This window comes from Flavobacterium sp. PS2, from assembly GCF_046250155.1.
Taxonomy (GTDB): domain Bacteria; phylum Bacteroidota; class Bacteroidia; order Flavobacteriales; family Flavobacteriaceae; genus Flavobacterium.
The window spans coordinates 4,564,602-4,581,990 of sequence record NZ_CP176426.1; the positions used below are offsets into that span (position 1 = coordinate 4,564,602).

At 31.8% G+C, this 17,389-nt stretch carries 14 protein-coding genes; 9 read left to right on the forward strand and 5 right to left on the reverse strand.

Annotation, left to right across the window (positions count from 1 at the left end; genetic code table 11):
- The first annotated feature begins 21 nt into the window (after nt 1–21).
- Entirely contained in the window at nt 22–1,017 is a 996-nt protein-coding gene (locus ACJ6WR_RS19850) for an NADP-dependent oxidoreductase (protein ID WP_409416235.1), read from the forward strand.
- A 170-nt stretch (nt 1,018–1,187) separates the two neighbouring features.
- On the opposite strand, the gene metQ is transcribed toward ACJ6WR_RS19850, so the two are convergent.
- Genes metQ through metN form a run of 3 tightly spaced genes read right to left on the reverse strand, consistent with a single transcriptional unit; the run spans nt 1,188 to nt 3,713 of the window.
- Complete coding sequence (gene metQ / locus ACJ6WR_RS19855; protein ID WP_409416236.1) at nt 1,188–2,006, reverse strand: methionine ABC transporter substrate-binding lipoprotein MetQ; 819 nt, start codon at nt 2,004–2,006, stop codon at nt 1,188–1,190.
- 29 nt (nt 2,007–2,035) lie between these two features.
- The gene (gene metI, locus ACJ6WR_RS19860) at nt 2,036–2,689 is read right to left on the reverse strand and encodes a methionine ABC transporter permease MetI (RefSeq protein ID WP_039114016.1); all 654 of its coding nucleotides are present in this window, start codon (nt 2,687–2,689) and stop codon (nt 2,036–2,038) included.
- On the reverse strand, nt 2,682–3,713 hold the full coding sequence (metN, locus tag ACJ6WR_RS19865; RefSeq protein WP_409416237.1) for a methionine ABC transporter ATP-binding protein MetN: 1,032 nt from the start codon (nt 3,711–3,713) through the stop codon (nt 2,682–2,684). Before metN ends, metI begins: the two co-directional genes overlap by 8 nt.
- 386 nt (nt 3,714–4,099) lie before the next feature.
- Between metN and ACJ6WR_RS19870 the strand changes: the two genes are divergently transcribed.
- Both ACJ6WR_RS19870 and ACJ6WR_RS19875 read left to right on the forward strand, forming a co-directional pair.
- Nucleotides 4,100–5,515, forward strand: coding sequence for a sensor histidine kinase (locus ACJ6WR_RS19870; protein WP_409416238.1), 1,416 nt, complete (start codon nt 4,100–4,102; stop codon nt 5,513–5,515).
- A gap of 86 nt (nt 5,516–5,601) precedes the next feature.
- Nucleotides 5,602–5,994 carry a response regulator gene (locus tag ACJ6WR_RS19875; RefSeq protein WP_409416239.1) on the forward strand — a complete coding sequence of 131 codons (393 nt, stop codon included), beginning with the start codon at nt 5,602–5,604 and terminating at the stop codon, nt 5,992–5,994.
- An 8-nt stretch (nt 5,995–6,002) separates the two neighbouring features.
- Here ACJ6WR_RS19875 and ACJ6WR_RS19880 read toward each other — a convergent pair whose 3' ends face one another.
- A complete protein-coding gene (locus ACJ6WR_RS19880) occupies nt 6,003–6,764 on the reverse strand; it encodes an XRE family transcriptional regulator (RefSeq protein WP_086895864.1) in 762 nt (253 codons plus the stop codon).
- 120 nt (nt 6,765–6,884) lie between these two features.
- Between ACJ6WR_RS19880 and ACJ6WR_RS19885 the strand changes: the two genes are divergently transcribed.
- Nucleotides 6,885–7,511: an alpha-ketoglutarate-dependent dioxygenase AlkB family protein gene (locus tag ACJ6WR_RS19885; protein WP_409416240.1), complete on the forward strand. Its 627-nt coding sequence runs from the start codon at nt 6,885–6,887 to the stop codon at nt 7,509–7,511.
- Between the two features lie 139 nt (nt 7,512–7,650).
- On the opposite strand, the gene ACJ6WR_RS19890 is transcribed toward ACJ6WR_RS19885, so the two are convergent.
- Nucleotides 7,651–8,520 carry a cupin-like domain-containing protein gene (locus ACJ6WR_RS19890; RefSeq protein WP_039119115.1) on the reverse strand — a complete coding sequence of 290 codons (870 nt, stop codon included), beginning with the start codon at nt 8,518–8,520 and terminating at the stop codon, nt 7,651–7,653.
- 755 nt (nt 8,521–9,275) lie between these two features.
- Between ACJ6WR_RS19890 and ACJ6WR_RS19895 the strand changes: the two genes are divergently transcribed.
- The 5 genes from ACJ6WR_RS19895 (at nt 9,276) to ACJ6WR_RS19915 (ending at nt 17,346) form a co-directional block, all read left to right on the forward strand.
- Entirely contained in the window at nt 9,276–9,887 is a 612-nt protein-coding gene (locus ACJ6WR_RS19895; protein ID WP_039114026.1) for an RNA polymerase sigma factor, read from the forward strand.
- A gap of 89 nt (nt 9,888–9,976) precedes the next feature.
- A complete protein-coding gene (locus ACJ6WR_RS19900) occupies nt 9,977–11,110 on the forward strand; it encodes a FecR family protein (protein ID WP_409416241.1) in 1,134 nt (377 codons plus the stop codon).
- 154 nt (nt 11,111–11,264) lie between these two features.
- On the forward strand, nt 11,265–14,972 hold the full coding sequence (locus tag ACJ6WR_RS19905; protein ID WP_086895868.1) for a SusC/RagA family TonB-linked outer membrane protein: 3,708 nt from the start codon (nt 11,265–11,267) through the stop codon (nt 14,970–14,972).
- Between the two features lie 12 nt (nt 14,973–14,984).
- Entirely contained in the window at nt 14,985–16,460 is a 1,476-nt protein-coding gene (locus tag ACJ6WR_RS19910; RefSeq protein ID WP_039119112.1) for a RagB/SusD family nutrient uptake outer membrane protein, read from the forward strand.
- Between the two features lie 19 nt (nt 16,461–16,479).
- Nucleotides 16,480–17,346: a putative zinc-binding metallopeptidase gene (locus ACJ6WR_RS19915; protein ID WP_039114029.1), complete on the forward strand. Its 867-nt coding sequence runs from the start codon at nt 16,480–16,482 to the stop codon at nt 17,344–17,346.
- Nucleotides 17,347–17,389 lie beyond the last annotated feature (43 nt).

Below are 17,389 nucleotides of genomic sequence, written 5' to 3' on the forward strand. Positions count from 1 at the left end.
TTGTGTTTTAAATCGATAAATATGAAAGCAATTATAGCAGATAAAGAAGGTAAATTACATTTAGAAAATGTAAATACGCCAACAATAAAAGAAGGTGAATTATTGATAAAGATTATCGCTTCGGGATTTAATCCAATCGATTATCAGATGTTAGAAAATGAACTGGAAAGAAAACTAATGCATTCTCCAATTTTAGGACGAGAACTTTCGGGTATTGTAGCTGAAGTTGGAGAAAATGTTAAAGATTTTAAAGTCGGCGATGCCGTGTTTTCAGGTTCAGGAAGTATGGGTTCGAATGGAACTTATGCCGAATATATCGCTATTAGAGAATCTGTTGTAATACATAAACCAGACTTTTTATCTTTTGCGCAAGCAGCAGGGATTCCTTCGGCAGGATTAACAGCCTTGCAATCTTTTAACCGAATGAAATTACAAAATTCCGATTCGGTTTTAATAACTGGTGCAGCAGGAGGAGTTGGTGCAATGCTGGTGAAAATTCTCTTAGCAAATAAATTCTCAAACTTTATTGTTACAGCCGGAAATGAAGAAAGCATTCAATCATTAAAAGAAATAGGAGTAAAGGAGAGTCAAATTATTAATTATAAAACAGATGATGTAGCAACTTTTGCTTTAGCAAAAAATAACCAGCAAAAGTTTGATTTTGTAGTGGATTTAGTCGGAAATAAAATAGGAGAAATTGCAGCCAAGCTTTTAAAATCAAATGGAACGTTTCTGGATGTCACTGCACTTTCTACCGAAGAATCCAGAGAAACGCTATTTAATAAAGGAGCTATAATTATGAATATTTCTAATTACACCTATTCTTTAGAAAAAGAGTATGGGTATTATAAAAATGGATTATCAGAGATGGTTCGATTAATAGAAAAGGAATCCGTAACTCCGCCAAATATTGAAATTATCGGGGAGTTAAATATTGAAACTGTAACCAAAGCACACGAGATACTTCGCTTGAATAAAACAAAAGGCAAGAAGCTAATCATGCAAGTGAGTTTTTAGTGACAGTTTTCAGTCGCAGTTTTCAGTCGCAGTATTTAGTACCAGTGGCAGTTTTCAGTGGATTGTGTAGAAAGTAGAAAAAGTAAAAGGCAGATATTGATACAATATCTGCCTTTTACTGTAACTGCAACTGAGTACTGGTACTAAATACTGCGACTGAATACTAAAACCTACCAGCCCTTAACGGCGCCACCTTTAAATTCTTTTTCAGCAGCTTTTTCTACTTCTTCAGATTGGAATGCTTTAAGGAATTTTTGAACCTTTTCTTCGTTTTTATTATCCTCTCTGGAAACGATTAAGTTTACGTAAGGAGAATCTTTATCTTCTACAAATATAGCATCTTTAGATGGTACAAGACCAGCTTGAGAAGAGAATGTATTGTTGATAATCGCAATAGTTACATTAGCATCATCTAGCGCTCTGGCTATTTGTGGTGCTTCTAGTTCCATTATTTTTAGGTTCTTAGGGTTTTCTGCAATATCAGTTACTTTTGGCAGAAGCCCAACACCATCTTTAAGTTTTATAAGACCATTTTTTTGCAATAATAATAACGAACGACCACCATTGGTTGGGTCATTAGGAATTATAATAGTGCTTTCTGGCTGTAATTCGGCCAGCGTTTTTATTTTTTTAGAATATCCAGCGATAGGATAAACAAAAGTTTTTCCGATAATAGCTAGTTTATAACCTCTTTGTTTAGATTGTTCGTCAAGATAAGGCTTGTGCTGAAAAGCGTTTACATCAATATCACCTTGATTTAATGCTTCGTTGGGAACCACATAATCGTTAAATGTAATAAGTTCTACATCCAGTCCGTATTTTTCTTTTGCCACTTTTTGAGCTGCTTGAGCAACTGCAAATTCTGGTCCTGCAGCAACTCCAACTATGATATGATTAGGATCGTTTTTTTTCTCTTTTCCACAGTTTGCAAATACTAATGTAAGTAATGCTATTCCGGCTAGTATTGAAAATTTATTTCTTGTATTCATGTTCTTATTTTAATATTAAAATTATTTTTTTATCTGTGATCAAAGCGTTTAGAAAGTGCATCTCCTGCAAATTGTATGATAAATACAAGCGCAACAAGAAGAACTAATACAGTATTCATGATTGTAGCATCATAACCGATATAACCATATTGATACCCAATTTGTCCTAAACCACCAGCACCTACAGCACCGCCCATTGCAGAATAACCTACAAGTGTAATTAAGGTAATTGAAGCAGCATTGATAATCGACGGAAGTGCTTCTGGCAATAATACTTTGTAAACAATCTGAAAAGGAGTTGCTCCTAATGCTCTCGCAGCTTCTATTAATCCCGAAGGTAAGCCTAAAAGACTGTTTTCGACTAATCTTGCGATAAAAGGTGCAGCTCCAATACTAAGCGGTACCAATGCAGCACTTACTCCGATAGAAGTTCCTACCAATGCTCTGGTAAAAGGAATCATCCAAACGATTAAAATAATGAAAGGAATTGATCTGAATATGTTTACAACAACCGATAAAATTCGGTTAAATAAAACATGCTCCATAATTTGCCCTTTGCGTGTTAGGAATAAAAATATACCTGCCGGAAGACCTAAAAGAAAACCAAAGAAACCAGAAAGCAAAGTCATGGTAATGGTTTCTAATGTACCTTTTAATAATAATGTTATAATAGATTCAGACATAGCCTAATATTTCAGTTTTAATATGTTTCTCTTTAAAAAAATTAATTGCTTGGTTTTGCTCACTTTCATCACCTGAAAGTTCTACAATAAGAATTCCAAAATTTACATCGCCAGCAAATGCAGTTTGAGCCGTTATAATATTAGCATTAACATTAAATTTTCTTGCTGCTTGAGTAAGAATAGGTTCATTTACCGATTTACCGTTTAACTCCAAACGCAATAAAGGATTCAGTCCTTTTTTATACACTGCCGAAAGACGTTCCTGATATAAATCTGGAATATCAATATGTAACGAAGAGGCAATAAATTCGCTTGTTAGAGCATGCTTAGGATTTGCAAATATTTCGCCAATTGTTCCTTGCTCAATTAATTCACCATTACTAATTACAGCAACTTCATCGCAAATTGCTTTTACAACTTCCATTTGGTGTGTAATAAGTAATATGGTAATATTTAAGCGTTTATTAATGTCTTTTAATAAGTTTAGAATAGATCTTGTAGTTCCAGGATCCAGTGCACTTGTAGCTTCATCACATAGTAATACTTTAGGATTGTTTGCTAAAGTTCTTGCAATGGCAACACGTTGTTTTTGACCACCAGAAAGACTTGCTGGATAATCATTTATTTTTTCTTCAAGACCTACAAGCTCTAATAATTCTTTTACTCGGTCTTTAATTTGATTTTTAGAAACCCCGGCTAATTCCAATGGAAAAGCGACATTATCAAAAACAGTTCTGGATGATAGTAAATTAAAATGCTGAAAAATCATTCCGATTTGTCTTCTTTCCTGAGCCAATTCGGCATTAGATAGTTGTAATAACGATTTCCCTCCAACGATTACATCTCCTGAAGTTGGTTTTTCTAATAAGTTAATACAACGTATAAGTGTACTTTTTCCTGCTCCCGAAGTACCAATTACACCAAAAATTTTACCTTCGGGTACATGCAGAGATACACCTTTTAGTGCAGTAATCTCCCTCCCGGTTTTGTGAAATTTCTTGGTTATATTTTTTAATTCTATCATATTCTAGCTATTTGTAATCATTAAATAATGTAAAGGAAGCACTTAATTATTAGAGAATTAAAAATGATTTAGCTCTTCTTATTTATTTGTGACCTTTAAATTATGATGCAAATGTAAGTCAGATTTAGTTTATATTAAAATCTATGGGTTAAGTAGAATAACAATAAAATGTTAATTTTTAGGGCTAATTGCACTTTATAGCTTGATTTACAGCATGCATTTTTTTTACTATAATAGTTAAATTAGTATTATACATAAAATAAGACTTGTTAAATATATTATTTAAGATTTTTATTTTTGTTAGAATTGTATAATAAATGCTTAATTTTAGATTGATTTAAAATTGCTTGGTATTAAATGTCGCCTCTAAATGATTTATTTAAAATATGCCGAATAACAAAATTATAGAAAACCTAAAACTTCCTAATGTCTACATTCTTTTACTTATAGTATTTTTATCATGTACATTATTAATTTTTATTAACTTTTTTACCATCAAGATTTTATCTGCTAACAGAGCTTATGTTAATGGGGAATCACATTATTCAAAAGGACAGAAAGACGCAGTAAGACATCTTATTACGTATTTGTACACAGGAGATAAAGAGCAATGGAAGCTTTACGAAGAAGAATTAAAGGTTCCGCAAGGTGATGGGATTGCCAGAATCTTACTTTTAGTTAATGGAGATATTAAAATCATTAAAAAAGGATTAAGAGACGGACGCAATCACGAAAAGGATTTAGACGATATGATATGGCTGTTTAGAAACTTTAGATCAGTTTCTTTTTTAGCCAAAGCAATCAAAGAATGGGAGCAAGCCGATCAATTAATTAATCAGATAGCTGAGATAGGAAAAGAGATTGATAAAAAAATAAAGAGTTCTAGTTTAAAGCCTGAGGATCAAAAAGCTTTTCTAAGCTTAATTAGTATAATAAGTGATAGGTTAACCATAAATGAGCGTAATTTTTCGAATACCTTAGGTGAGGGAACACGAACAATTAAGGATCGATTAATTTTCACGAATATATTCTTTATTCTAATCATTATAAGTAGTGTTTGCATTTACTATTCGATAATGGTAAAAAGGATAATAGCATCAAAAAGAGAAATTGAAGTTAAGAATGAAAATTTAACGCTTGCAAATAAAGAACTAGATAGATTTGTTTATAGTGCTTCACATGATTTAAGATCTCCGATTACTTCGCTTAAAGGATTAATCGAGATTACACAAATGGAAGACGACTTAGAGCAGATAAGAGAATATCTGAACCTGATGAGTCAAAGCTTAATTAAGCAAGATCAGTTTATAAATGATATTATTGACTACTCTAAAAATAAAAGGAAAGATGTTGTTTTTGAAACCGTAAGTCTGGTAAGTTTATTTGAAGGAGCAATAATACAGCATACCCATATAAAAAATGCAGATCGTATTATGCTTGATATAGATATTATGGCAGACAAAGTTCAGAGTGATAGTCTTAGGCTAAAAATCATTGTAAATAATTTGCTGTCGAATGCCATAAAGTATGCTGATGAAAGTAAAGATGTAATGCGTATCTCGATTAAGACTTATCTTGAAGGGAATTTTTATAAAATTGAAGTAACTGATAACGGAATTGGGATTAAACCAGAATCAAAGGGACATATATTCGAAATGTTTTATGTTGTAGATAGTAATAAAGGGTCTGGGTTAGGTCTTTATATAGTACAAGAAGCTATAAAAAGCCTTAATGGAACAATTGAGTTAGAGTCTGAATTTACAATTGGAAGTAAATTTACTGTAACGATTCCTAAATTATAGGAGCTGCGTATGATTTAAAATTATAAACTTGATAACATATTTCTAAAAAAAAATAGGACCTATATATGGAATTTAAATATGTTTTTTTGCTAATAGAAGATAGTGATATCGATAAACTTGTTATAAAACAATTACTAAAAAAAGTGCTTGACGTAACAAATGTAAATACTGTTAATAATGGTAAAGAGGGAATAGAATGGATTATAAATCATAGGAAGAATTTTAACCAATCTCTAGTTATTCTTTTAGACATACAGATGCCAATCATGAACGGCTTTGAATTTTTGCTGGCTTACGATAAGCTTTCGGATGATCTAAAATATGAAACCCAAATCTTCGTACTTTCATCTTCGTTAGTAAGAGAGGAGATAAAACGTATTAAAAGCAATCAGTATGTAACCGAATTTTTAAGCAAGCCAATCGCTATAAAAGAGTTTGGAGATATATTATATCCAACTTTAAAAAGAAAAATGGGATAGCATAAAAATCATCTATTCTTTAATGCTTTAATTTCGTTTTTTAATTCCAAAAACATTGTTTTGACATCGTCGATTTCTGAAGATTTTTGCTCTTTATCATTTCGACCAATATTACATACATATTCCCAAATTTCCAGAATATTTGATGCCTTTACTAAATATGGAGGATAAAAAGTATTATCAGAATGTGCCATTAAATCATTCTTCCCATTTTTGTTAAGACGTTTGTAAACGATACCATCAGTTTTTGTAATAAGTATATAGGTTCTGCCATCCAGGACTTCGCCTAAATTCTCTATATAACGCCCAACTATAAAAGAACCATTTTCGTGAGGTGGCATAGAATCGCCCTCTACAGGAAAAGCCCTGTGTTTTCCGTGTCCTAAAAACGGAAGCGATATATGTTGCAGATTTTCTATAAACTCAGGGTCGGCATAACCAGTAAGATACCCAGCTTTTGCTTTATGCGGAATAATTTCTATTAAATTATCACCATTTCGGTCTACTGTAATAGGCAATAGTATCCGATTATCTCCCAGTTTTAGCAATTCTCCCATGGGAATCTTTTTCATTTCGACCGAAAGTAAAATATCAATACTAATATGAAAAAAGCGCGATATGGCTACTAATATTTCTGGAGGAGGAGAGTTTTTTCCATCTTCATATTTGGCATAACGATCACGGGATATGAGCAAGCCTTCGGCAACTTCACGTTGTGAAATTTCTTTTCGGGCTCTTAAGTATTTAATATTATCAGAAAATAAAGACATATGTTAATGGGATAATTCGTCACAGTAAATATATGAAATTTGTGACGATATATACTAATTTTGTTTTGTATAAAAAACAAAGAGACTAATTATTAGTTCATTTCACTTAATTCATGAAGCATGTTACTTTTTAATGATACCGAGATATTTACAACTGGTAATAGAGAGAAAAAGGTTTTTGATCTTCCAGATACAGAATTGATATTGTGTGATACTCTTTTTACAAAAGAAGAGGCTGATTTATATTATAATGTTTTGCTAAACACAACAGCATGGCGTGAATATGAAATGGAGATTTATGATAAAACGCTTAAAGTGCCTAGAATGATTTCTTGGTATGAAGATAAAAATAATATTGGTGCAGAACCAGATCGCCCAGATTGGACACCCGAATTATTGCTGATTAAGGAGCGAGTAGAAGCAGAGACAGGAGTTAAATTTAATAGTGTTCTGCTCAATTTATATCGAAACGGAAAAGATGGAGTAAGTTGGCATAGCGACAGGGAGCAAAATTTTGGAAAAGATGCTATTATTGCCTCAGTAAGTTTTGGTGAAACAAGAATTTTTAAGTTGCGACATAAATTTAAAAAAGAAATTCCACAATTAGAGATTCCGTTACATCATGGTTCATATTTATTGATGGGCGGAACAACACAAAGTTTTTGGCAGCATCAGGTTCCTAAAACGACCAAGGATATTCTGCCAAGAATTAATCTTACTTTTAGGATTGTAGACAGGAAGTTATGATTTTTTAGTCTGTGAAGTAAAAAGTTAACAGTAAAGAGCGCAAAGTTTTAAAGCTGTTTTAAAATAAAAATTGAACCATTAAGAAATAAAGTTACATTAAGAACAAAGCTTAAATTTTCTTAATCTCTTAATGGTAAAATCATTGTTCCTGTAGCAAAGCATTTGTTCTGCGAATAGATTCTTCGTCTTTATAATCCAGCCAGGCTTGTCCTTTGCGTTTTCGCATCCAGTTATCATAATAGCGAATAATGGCTACATTTGTCAATGCCTTTAGTACATTGGTAGGTCTTCCGGATAAAGAACGCAGACTTAAGGAGAATCCCGGAGTGGTATATTTCATGTAATGCCACCAGCCTTCGGGCATATAAAGCATTTCGCCATGTTGCAAATTAGTAATATATGGTTTTACTAATTTAAGAGCTGGAAATTTTTCATAATCAGGATTATCAAAATCGATATCTTCATTACAAATCCAGGAATAGGGAAGACGATACATGTATTTTGTTTCTTTAGGATCTACTAAAACACATTGTTTTTTTCCTTGAAAATGAATATGAAATATATTAGGGAAATCAATATCATAATGCATAAAAACTTTTGCATTCTGACCTCCAAAAAAAACTAGCGGTAAACTCTTTATCAACCGAAGACCTAACTTAGGCCATCGTATATCGGTTTTCATAGAAGGCACATCTTTCATTAAATTATATAAAAATATGCGTAAATGTGTAGGTCCTTTTTCGAGTATATCGATATACTCGGACATAGTCATTGTAAAATCTGGTTCATTAACTTTCTTAGTATGGTCGGTTTTACGATTGTCGTATAAAGGAACAGTCTTATCGCCTGCAACTTCTCTTAAAAAATCAAAATTCCATTTTGTAAATGCGGGCCAATCTTCTATTTGATTGGTTATAACTACTGGCTTTTGAGGCTTATAATAGTTTTCGATAAATTCTTTTTTTGTAAGTTTTTCTACTCTTTCAATTTCTATATATTCAAATGCCATAATTAAAATTTTAAAATTGTTCGAAAATTATAAAGTCACATATTCTTGGTTTTTATTATATAAGTTAGAGATATTCAGTATTATTTACAACAAGATAAACGTATAAACTGTAAGAAGATTATAGTATTTAACGTGTTTTGAGAGATGAAATTATATTATTATAGAATGTGGTTATCTACTAACAAGGCATATTCCTTAAGGTTTTTCAGTTTTTTCGGTGGATTATTTGTTAACCTAAAGTTATTGAATTTTTAATTTACATGCTCAAAAAAAGTAAATTTCTATAAAAAAATGCAATTTCATTTTGATTGTTACATTTCTTTAAAAATTTGTGATTATAAATTATTTTTCTATTCATAATTGTTTATGTTTGTTAATAAAACATTAAATATAAGGTTAAAATTAACTTTTATGTTTTAGGATGTTTTGTTTAATAAAAAAGAGCCTATTACTAAAATGTCCCCTGATAGTAAGGGTTGTAAAGTGTTGTAAATAAGAGTATTTGCTTGATTTAACGCAATGCTATTAAGATTGAAATTCATTGAAATGTTAATAAAAATAAAATCATTTGTTAAATTGACTTCTACTTATAAATTAAAAAATACAGTAGAACATCAATTCATCAAAAAAATAAATTGTAGGTTTTTATTTGTTAGCATTAAAATTCTTAAACCAAAAAACTTTAATGAGAATTTCGACTGGCTTGTACGTCAGCATATTCGCATTGAAAATTACCAATTAACCAAAACCAAATTATGAAAAGCCAAACAATAACACAAGTAGATGTTCTTGATGATTCCATACTATGGAATAATCTGAAAGCGGGAGATGAAAAGGCTTTTTCATTACTTTTTGAAAAGCATTATGCTCATTTAGTTCGTTACGGGAATTCACTGTCTCCCTTTGCCGAAAAAGTACAAGACTGCGTGCAGGATGTATTTACGGATGTTTGGGTTTACAGAGAATCACTAAATGACTCGGTTGTTGTAAAAGCATATTTGCTATCAAGCGTACGCAAGCGAATTGCCAGACTTCATGAACGTGATCATATTTTTCGTAAAACAACATCTACAGACTCCATTGAATTTTTATTTGATTTTTCGGTAGAGCATCAACTTATTGCCGATGAAGAAACGTTGGGCAAAGTATCACATCTTAATAAATTATTAAATGCTTTGCCAGGAAGGCAAAAAGAAGCTTTGTATTTAAGATATAATGAGGGACTTAGTGTGGAGCAAATTGCCGACATGCTGGATGTTAATTATCAATCGGCAAATAACTTGTTGCATCGCGCTTTATTAAATCTTCGCAAAGAATGGAAAGGCAATCTTTCCCTTTTATTGCTGTTATCATCAAGCCTTTTTTAGTTTTTTTTAATTAAATGTAAAAAAAATCATAATTTGGTGAGTATATAAATAAAAAAGTGTCCTCTATGTTTTTGTAACCTTATTTTTAGATGCAAGAACGTAACAATTATACAGAAGTAGAAGATTTTTTGGCTGACGAATCATTTCGATTGTGGGTACAATCTGAAGATGATTCTGATCGCTGGGAAGAATGGACTCTAGAAAATCCTAAACGTGCCAAATTGGTAGAAGAAGCACGATTATGGTTGCTAGCCATGAATGTTCCAGAAACTACTTTATCTCCGGCAGATATTCAATCTGCATTAGAATCTACTTGGAATAAAATCGAAAGAAAAGAAATTGCTGAAAAAGCTACAAATTCTCCAGTACTTAAACTTTGGAAGAATTATTGGTTTAGTGGAGCTGCAGCAGTTTTGTTTTTTGGATTAGTTGCTAGCTGGTTTTATACCAACAACACAAATAGTATTATTAATACTGAAGTTGTTACTTATAAAGAATTGGTAAGTGAGAATAATGAAGGATTAGTAGAACAAACCAATAATACAAACAAATCACAAATTATAACTTTATCTGATGGCAGTTCTGTTTTGTTAAAACCAAACAGTAAGCTTAGTTATCCTAAAATATTTATAGGAAACGAAAGAAAAGTTTATCTATCTGGCGAAGGCTTTTTTGAAATTAGTAAGAATCCCAAAAAACCATTTTTCGTCTTCGCCAATGAGATAGTTACCCGAGTTGTAGGAACAAGTTTCAGGATTAAAGCATATTCTGATCAGCCTAATGTTGAGGTACTTGTACGTACAGGAAAAGTAACGGTAAAATCTAACGAATTAATTACAAATTCAAAATCAAGCTCTAAAGGAGAAGAAGTTGTTTTATTACCTAACCAAGCGCTACGTTTTGTACGTGAGGAATTTACTTTTAATAAAATCACCGATATCACACTAGATGAATCTTTGGCGCACTCGGTAGGTAATATCGAACAATTAAGTTTTGAGTTTAATGATATTCCAGTTACCCAAATATTTAGGACAATAGAACAAGCGTATTTGGTGAAAATTGATTTTCCTTATTCGAAATTAAAAGATTGCCATCTTACTACTTCGTTGAGTGATCAACCATTACCAGAGAAACTAAAAATTATTTGTAAAAGCCTCGGTAATAATACAAGTTATGAAATGAATGGAAATCAGATCATTATTACATCTAATGGATGTGAATAAACCCTAGTGCTTATGTAATAAATATATAAAGAAAAGCGCCGAAGATGCTGTAACATTTTCGACGCTTAGATAATATCAAGTTGCTCTCTGTAAAGGGCAATTTGTAATGTTCCTCAATACCCAGTAAATAGTATTAATTAAACAAACCAAAATTATGAAAAAACATGTTGTTAAACAACGATTACTCTTTCGAATCATGAAAATAACATTATTTCAGTTTGTCTTGGCATTTGTCTTTTCAACTGTCACTATGGCAAATAGTGTGAAAGGACAAAGAAAATTGGATACGAAGGTGACTATTGACGTTGTTAATTTGAGTTTGGATAACGCGTTATCTAAACTTGAAAAATCAGCTAAAGTTAAGTTTTCGTACAACTCAAGAATGACTCAATTGAATCAGAAAGTGAGTATCGAAGCCAATGATGAAACTTTATCTAGTATTCTTAATAGAGTACTAAAACCATTTAATATTACTTACTCAGAGGTAAGTAATCAGATTATCTTGCAAAAAGATAGCTCACAAGCAGCTAATTTTGAAGATATAGACCTCCCAAGCTCATTGTTTGAGAGTTTATTTATTCCAGTTGTAAAAGGAAAAGTTGTAGACCAAAGTGGTGATCCGTTACCAGGAGCGACTGTACTTGCAAAAGGAAGCAAGGTTGCAGTACTTACAGATTTCGATGGTAATTTTACTATCGATATGCCAGCTAACACTACAAAATTGGTTGTTTCTTACGTAGGTATGGAAACAAAAGAAGTAAATATAACAAACTCACCACTTACAATTACTTTAAGTGAACAAGGACAAAACTTAAAAGAGGTTGTGGTTACTACAGGTTACGAAAAAACATCTAAAAGAACTTTTACAGGAGCGATTAGTAAAATTTCGGGAACTGAATTAAAAGTTGATGGAGTTGTAGATATCAGCAGAATGATTGAAGGAAAAGCTGCGGGTGTTACTGTACAAAACGTTACTGGAACATTTGGTACTGCTCCTAAAATTACTGTGCGTGGATCATCTTCAATTTTTGGAGATACAAAACCTTTATGGGTTATTGATGGTGTTGTACAAGAAGATATTATCAATATTTCATTTGCAGATTTAGCTTCTGGAAACTCAGAAACATTATTAAGTTCATCTGTTGCAGGATTAAACTCTAACGATATTCAGAGTATTGAAATTCTTAAAGATGCTTCGGCTACGTCTATTTATGGATCAAGATCTTTAAATGGAGTTGTAGTTGTAACAACTAAACAAGGACGTAGAGATTCTCCTTTAAAAGTAAGCTACTCTTTAGAGCAAACTGTTAGATCAGTACCAAATTATACTCAATATGATATCTTGAACTCACAAGAATCTATGAGTATTTTTAAAGAAATGGAATCTAAAGGGTATTTAGATTTGCCATCAACTGTACAAGGAAGATACGGTGGAGTATATAATATTCTAGGAAAAGCTATTAATACTTACGTACCAGAAACTGGTGGTTATTTAGTAAACAATGACCCTGTAAGTCGTAATAACTTTTTGAAAAAATATGAATCAGCTAATACAGATTGGTTTAAAGTTTTATTTAGACCATCTATCACACAAAGCCACTCTTTGAGTTTTTCTGGAGGAGGAAAAAACAATACATTTTATGCGTCTTTAGGATATTATACAGATCCGGGATGGACTATTGCTGATCAAGTGAAACAATTATCTACAAATATTAAAGGAACATTTTATATAAATGACAACTTAAATATTACTTTATCTACAATGGCATCTGTTAGAGATCAACAAGCTCCGGGTACATACGAAAGCCAAAAGGATGAGGTTTTTGGAAAAGTTACCAGAGATTTTGATATTAACCCATTTAGCTATGTTTTAAATACAAGCAGAACGTTAAGACCTTATGATGAAAAAGGAAACCTGGAGTACTATCGTAATAACTGGGCTCCTATGAACATTATTAATGAGTTAGAAAATAACTATTTGGATATTAATGTAAAAGATATCCGTTTTCAGGTGGATTTAGATTATAAAATAAACAAACATTTAACTTATAACCTTACTGGATCTGCTCGTTATGCAAATACAACTAGAGAGCATAAAATTTTAGAAGATTCAAATGTTGTTGGAGCTTATAACGCAATGGAAACTACAATTGTAAGAGATGCAAATATCTTCTTATACAAAAATCCAAATGATATATCTATACCACCAGTATCAGTTTTACCAAATGGTGGATTCTTAAGAAAGTTTACAAATGATATGACTTCTTATAACATTAGAAATAGTGTGAACTATAGAAATACATTTAATGACAAACATGAAGTAGAAGGATTTTTTGGTACTGAGTTAAGATCATTAGATAGAAACAGCGATAATTTTACAGCTGCAGGTATTCAATATGACAGAGGGCTTACTGCTTTTACAGACCCTAGAATGATCGAAAAAGTAATTAATGAAGGGAACTCTTATTTTGCATTTAATGCAGAAAAAGAAAGAACTGTAGGTTTCTTCGGAAAAGTAGGTTATACTTTTGATCGTCGTTATACTGCTTCTGTTACAGGACGTTACGACGGTTCTAACAGACAAGGAAATAGTGGTTCTTCTAGATGGTTACCAACATATACTTTTAGTGGTAAATGGAATGTTACTGAAGAAAAATTCATGCAAAACTTAAAAGCTGTAAACAATTTAGCACTAAGAGGTTCGTATGGTTTAACAGCAACTGCTGGACCAGCAACAAACTCTTTGGCTATATATAAGAGTATGATAGCTAATCGTTTAAACTTAAATGATAGAGAAACAGGTATTGAAATCGATCAACTACAAAATGGTGATTTAACTTGGGAGAAACAATTTGAAACTAACATTGGTTTAGATTTAGGATTGTTTAATAACAGAGTACAATTAGTAACTGATGTTTACAGACGTAAAGCGTTTGACTTAGTTGATTATGTTGTAACATCAGGTATTGGTGGACAAAAAATTAAACAAGGTAATAATGCAAACATGGAAACCAAAGGTTTAGAGATTGGTTTAACAACGCAAAATATCGTAAGTAAAGATTTTAAATGGTCTACAACATTCAATTTTTCAGTATTTAATCAGGAAATAACGAAGTTAGAAAACCAACCAACTGCTTTTGATTTAATTGATGGAAATGGAGGTAATGCTATAGGACGTCCTAGAAACTCTATTTATTCTTACCAATTTACAGGTTTAAATAATCAAGGTCTTCCAACATTTAAAATGCAAGATGGAGCGGCAAATAACATTACTGGAGCTAATTTTCAGGATAATAATAACGTAACAGATTATTTAAAATACGAAGGATCAATAGAGCCAAATAAATCATTTGGACTTGCTAATACTTTTACTTATAAAAACTGGTCATTATATGTATTCTTTGTAGGATCAGCAGGAAATAAAGTTCGTTTAAACCCTATTTATGATAGTGAATATGATGATTTAACAGTATTTACAAAAGACTTTACTAACAGATGGATCAATCCAGGTGACGAGAACATTACTAATGTTCCAGTTATTGCAGATAAGAGATTAAATGCTAATTATGATGGTGCACGTACGCTTGCAAGAGCATATAACACTTACAATTATTCAGATGTTAGAATAGCTGATGGTGATTTTGTACGATTGAAAAACATTTCATTAAGCTGGGAATTTCCTAAAGATTTTAAGAGAAAAATTGGTGTAAATACCTTTACTCTTAAAGGATCTGCAGTTAACCCTTGGTTAATTTATTCTGATAAAAGATTAAACGGTCAGGATCCTGAATTCCGTAATACAGGAGGAGTAGCATTTCCTATAACTTCTCAGTACACATTTACTTTAAATATTTCATTATAATAGTATTAAATTATGAAAAATATAAAAATAGCGCTAGCATTATTATTACTTCTAGGTATTAGTAGTTGCGATGAGTTTCTTTCGGAAACACCAGATAACAGAACACAAATAGATACTCCGGAAAAAATATCAGAATTATTGGTAAATGCCTATCCAGTGGGTGGAACTTATATGGATTTTGCCGAAACAATGTCTGATAACGTTACTGATGGAAGATTAACAGAGACATTACCTAAAAACCTGCAGAATTATAATTGGGAAATGCAGGATGAAACTAATATAGACACTCAGGCAAACTATTGGGATGCATGTTATAGAGCTATTGCGCATGCTAACAAGGCATTGCAGGCTATTAAACAGTTAGGGTATCCTTCTAATTTAAATTCACAAAGAGGAGAAGCATTATTGGCAAGAGCCTATTCTCATTTTATGTTAGTGACATTCTGGTCTAATCGATACAATCCAGCTACTGCTGCGACTGATTTAGGTATTCCGTATGTAAACGAACCAGAAGAAGTATTAATTAAAAAATATACAAGAAATACTGTTGCAGAAGTTTATGATTTCATTCAACAAGATATAGAAGAAGGTTTGAAATATGTAACAAACGAGTATAAAGAACCAAAGTTTCATTTTAATAGAGAAGCAGGAAAAGCATTTGCAAGCCGTTTTTATCTTATAAAAGGGGACTGGGCTAAAGTATTAGAGGTTACAGAAGGACTAGGATCAAAACCTGCTGGAAAAATCAGAGATTATTTAGCATATACAAGTTTAGATCCAAACGTACAGTTTATCGATTATGCAAAAGCTGAACATCCTACAAACTTATTAGTAATTTCATCTTATTCTATTTATTCTAGAGCGACTCAACAAAATAGATTTTATTTAGGTTCAAATCAAGCGATTGAAATTTTTGGGAACGCAACAAATATATATAACAAAGCTTGGTACTATACTACATACTCTTATAACAGTAAGACAGATTTCCGTCCTAAATACAAAGAATATTTCAAGTATACTAACCTAACAGCTGCAATTGGAGAACCTTATTTAGGGACAGTGCTTTTTACAAACGATGAATTTTATTTAAACAGAATTGAAGCACTTGTTATGTCTAACAGAATTGCTGAAGCAAATACAGAGTTAGAGTTCTTTTTAGGAATGAGAACAAAGGCTTATAATGCAGCAACTGATAAGTTAACAGAGGCAAAAATTGTTGCTAAATATCCAGTTATTACAGATGAGTATACACCATTTTATACTATGACTCCAGTACAGACATCGTATGTAAAAGCTATTGCTGAGGCTAAAAGAAGAGAATTTATTCATGAAGGTATGAGATGGTTTGATGTGAAGCGTTTTAATCTTGTAGTGAAGCATGATATTTTCAATAGTCCGTCAAACACATTAGTTAAAGATGATAAACGCAGAGCGTTACAAATACCGCTAAGTGCATCAAGCAACGGAGTTGAAATAAATCCTAGATAAAAATTTAATATAAAGTATTATGAAAATATTAAACCAATATAAAAAATTAGCATTAATTGCTGGAGTAGTTATGATTTTTTCTGGTTGTGCTCATGAGGATCAACCAGGTGAAAGCCAGTTAGATTTTACTCAGCCAGTTCAAACAGATTTAGATAAATGGATTACTACAAATTACCTTATTCCGTACAATATTAACGCACGATACAAATGGAATCAGAACACGGTTGATAATAGTAGGTTTTTATTTCCTCCAACGATTGATAAAGTGCAGCCAGCCTTAGAAATTGTTCAAAAAATATGGTTGTCTAGTTACGCAACCATCGGTGGAGCTGATTTTGTTAAGAAAATTGCACCAAGAGAAGTTGTTTTAGTTGGTGGAGTAAATATGAATGACAATGGTACCAGAACATTAGGAATTGCAGAAGGTGGACAAAGAATTACACTTTTTGAAGTAGATTATATCAACAGACAAAATCGTGCAATAGTTTCGGAGTTTATTCATACTATTCAGCATGAGTATGTTCATATTTTAAATCAGAACAAACCTTTTGATGAGCAAGCTTGGGGTAAATTAACTCCTTCAGGATATACAGCAACCTGGCATTTAGAAACTAATTCGGCATCGAGAGAATTAGGATTTATAACGAATTATGCAAGAAACAATATTGTTGAAGATTTTGCTGAAACGGCTTCTATAATCTTAATTAGCTCTAAGGCAGAATATGCAGCTATTTTAGCAAGTATAACAAGTCCGAAAGGAAGAGAAGATATTAAAAAGAAAGAAGCTATTGTAGTGAAGTATTTTAAAGATGCCTTTGATATGGATTTCTATGCATTAAGAGACGAGGCTGAAAAAAATACTACAATTGTAATTAATGGCAATTAGTAATTATACTATTAAGTTCTAAAACATTAACTTAAAATAACAT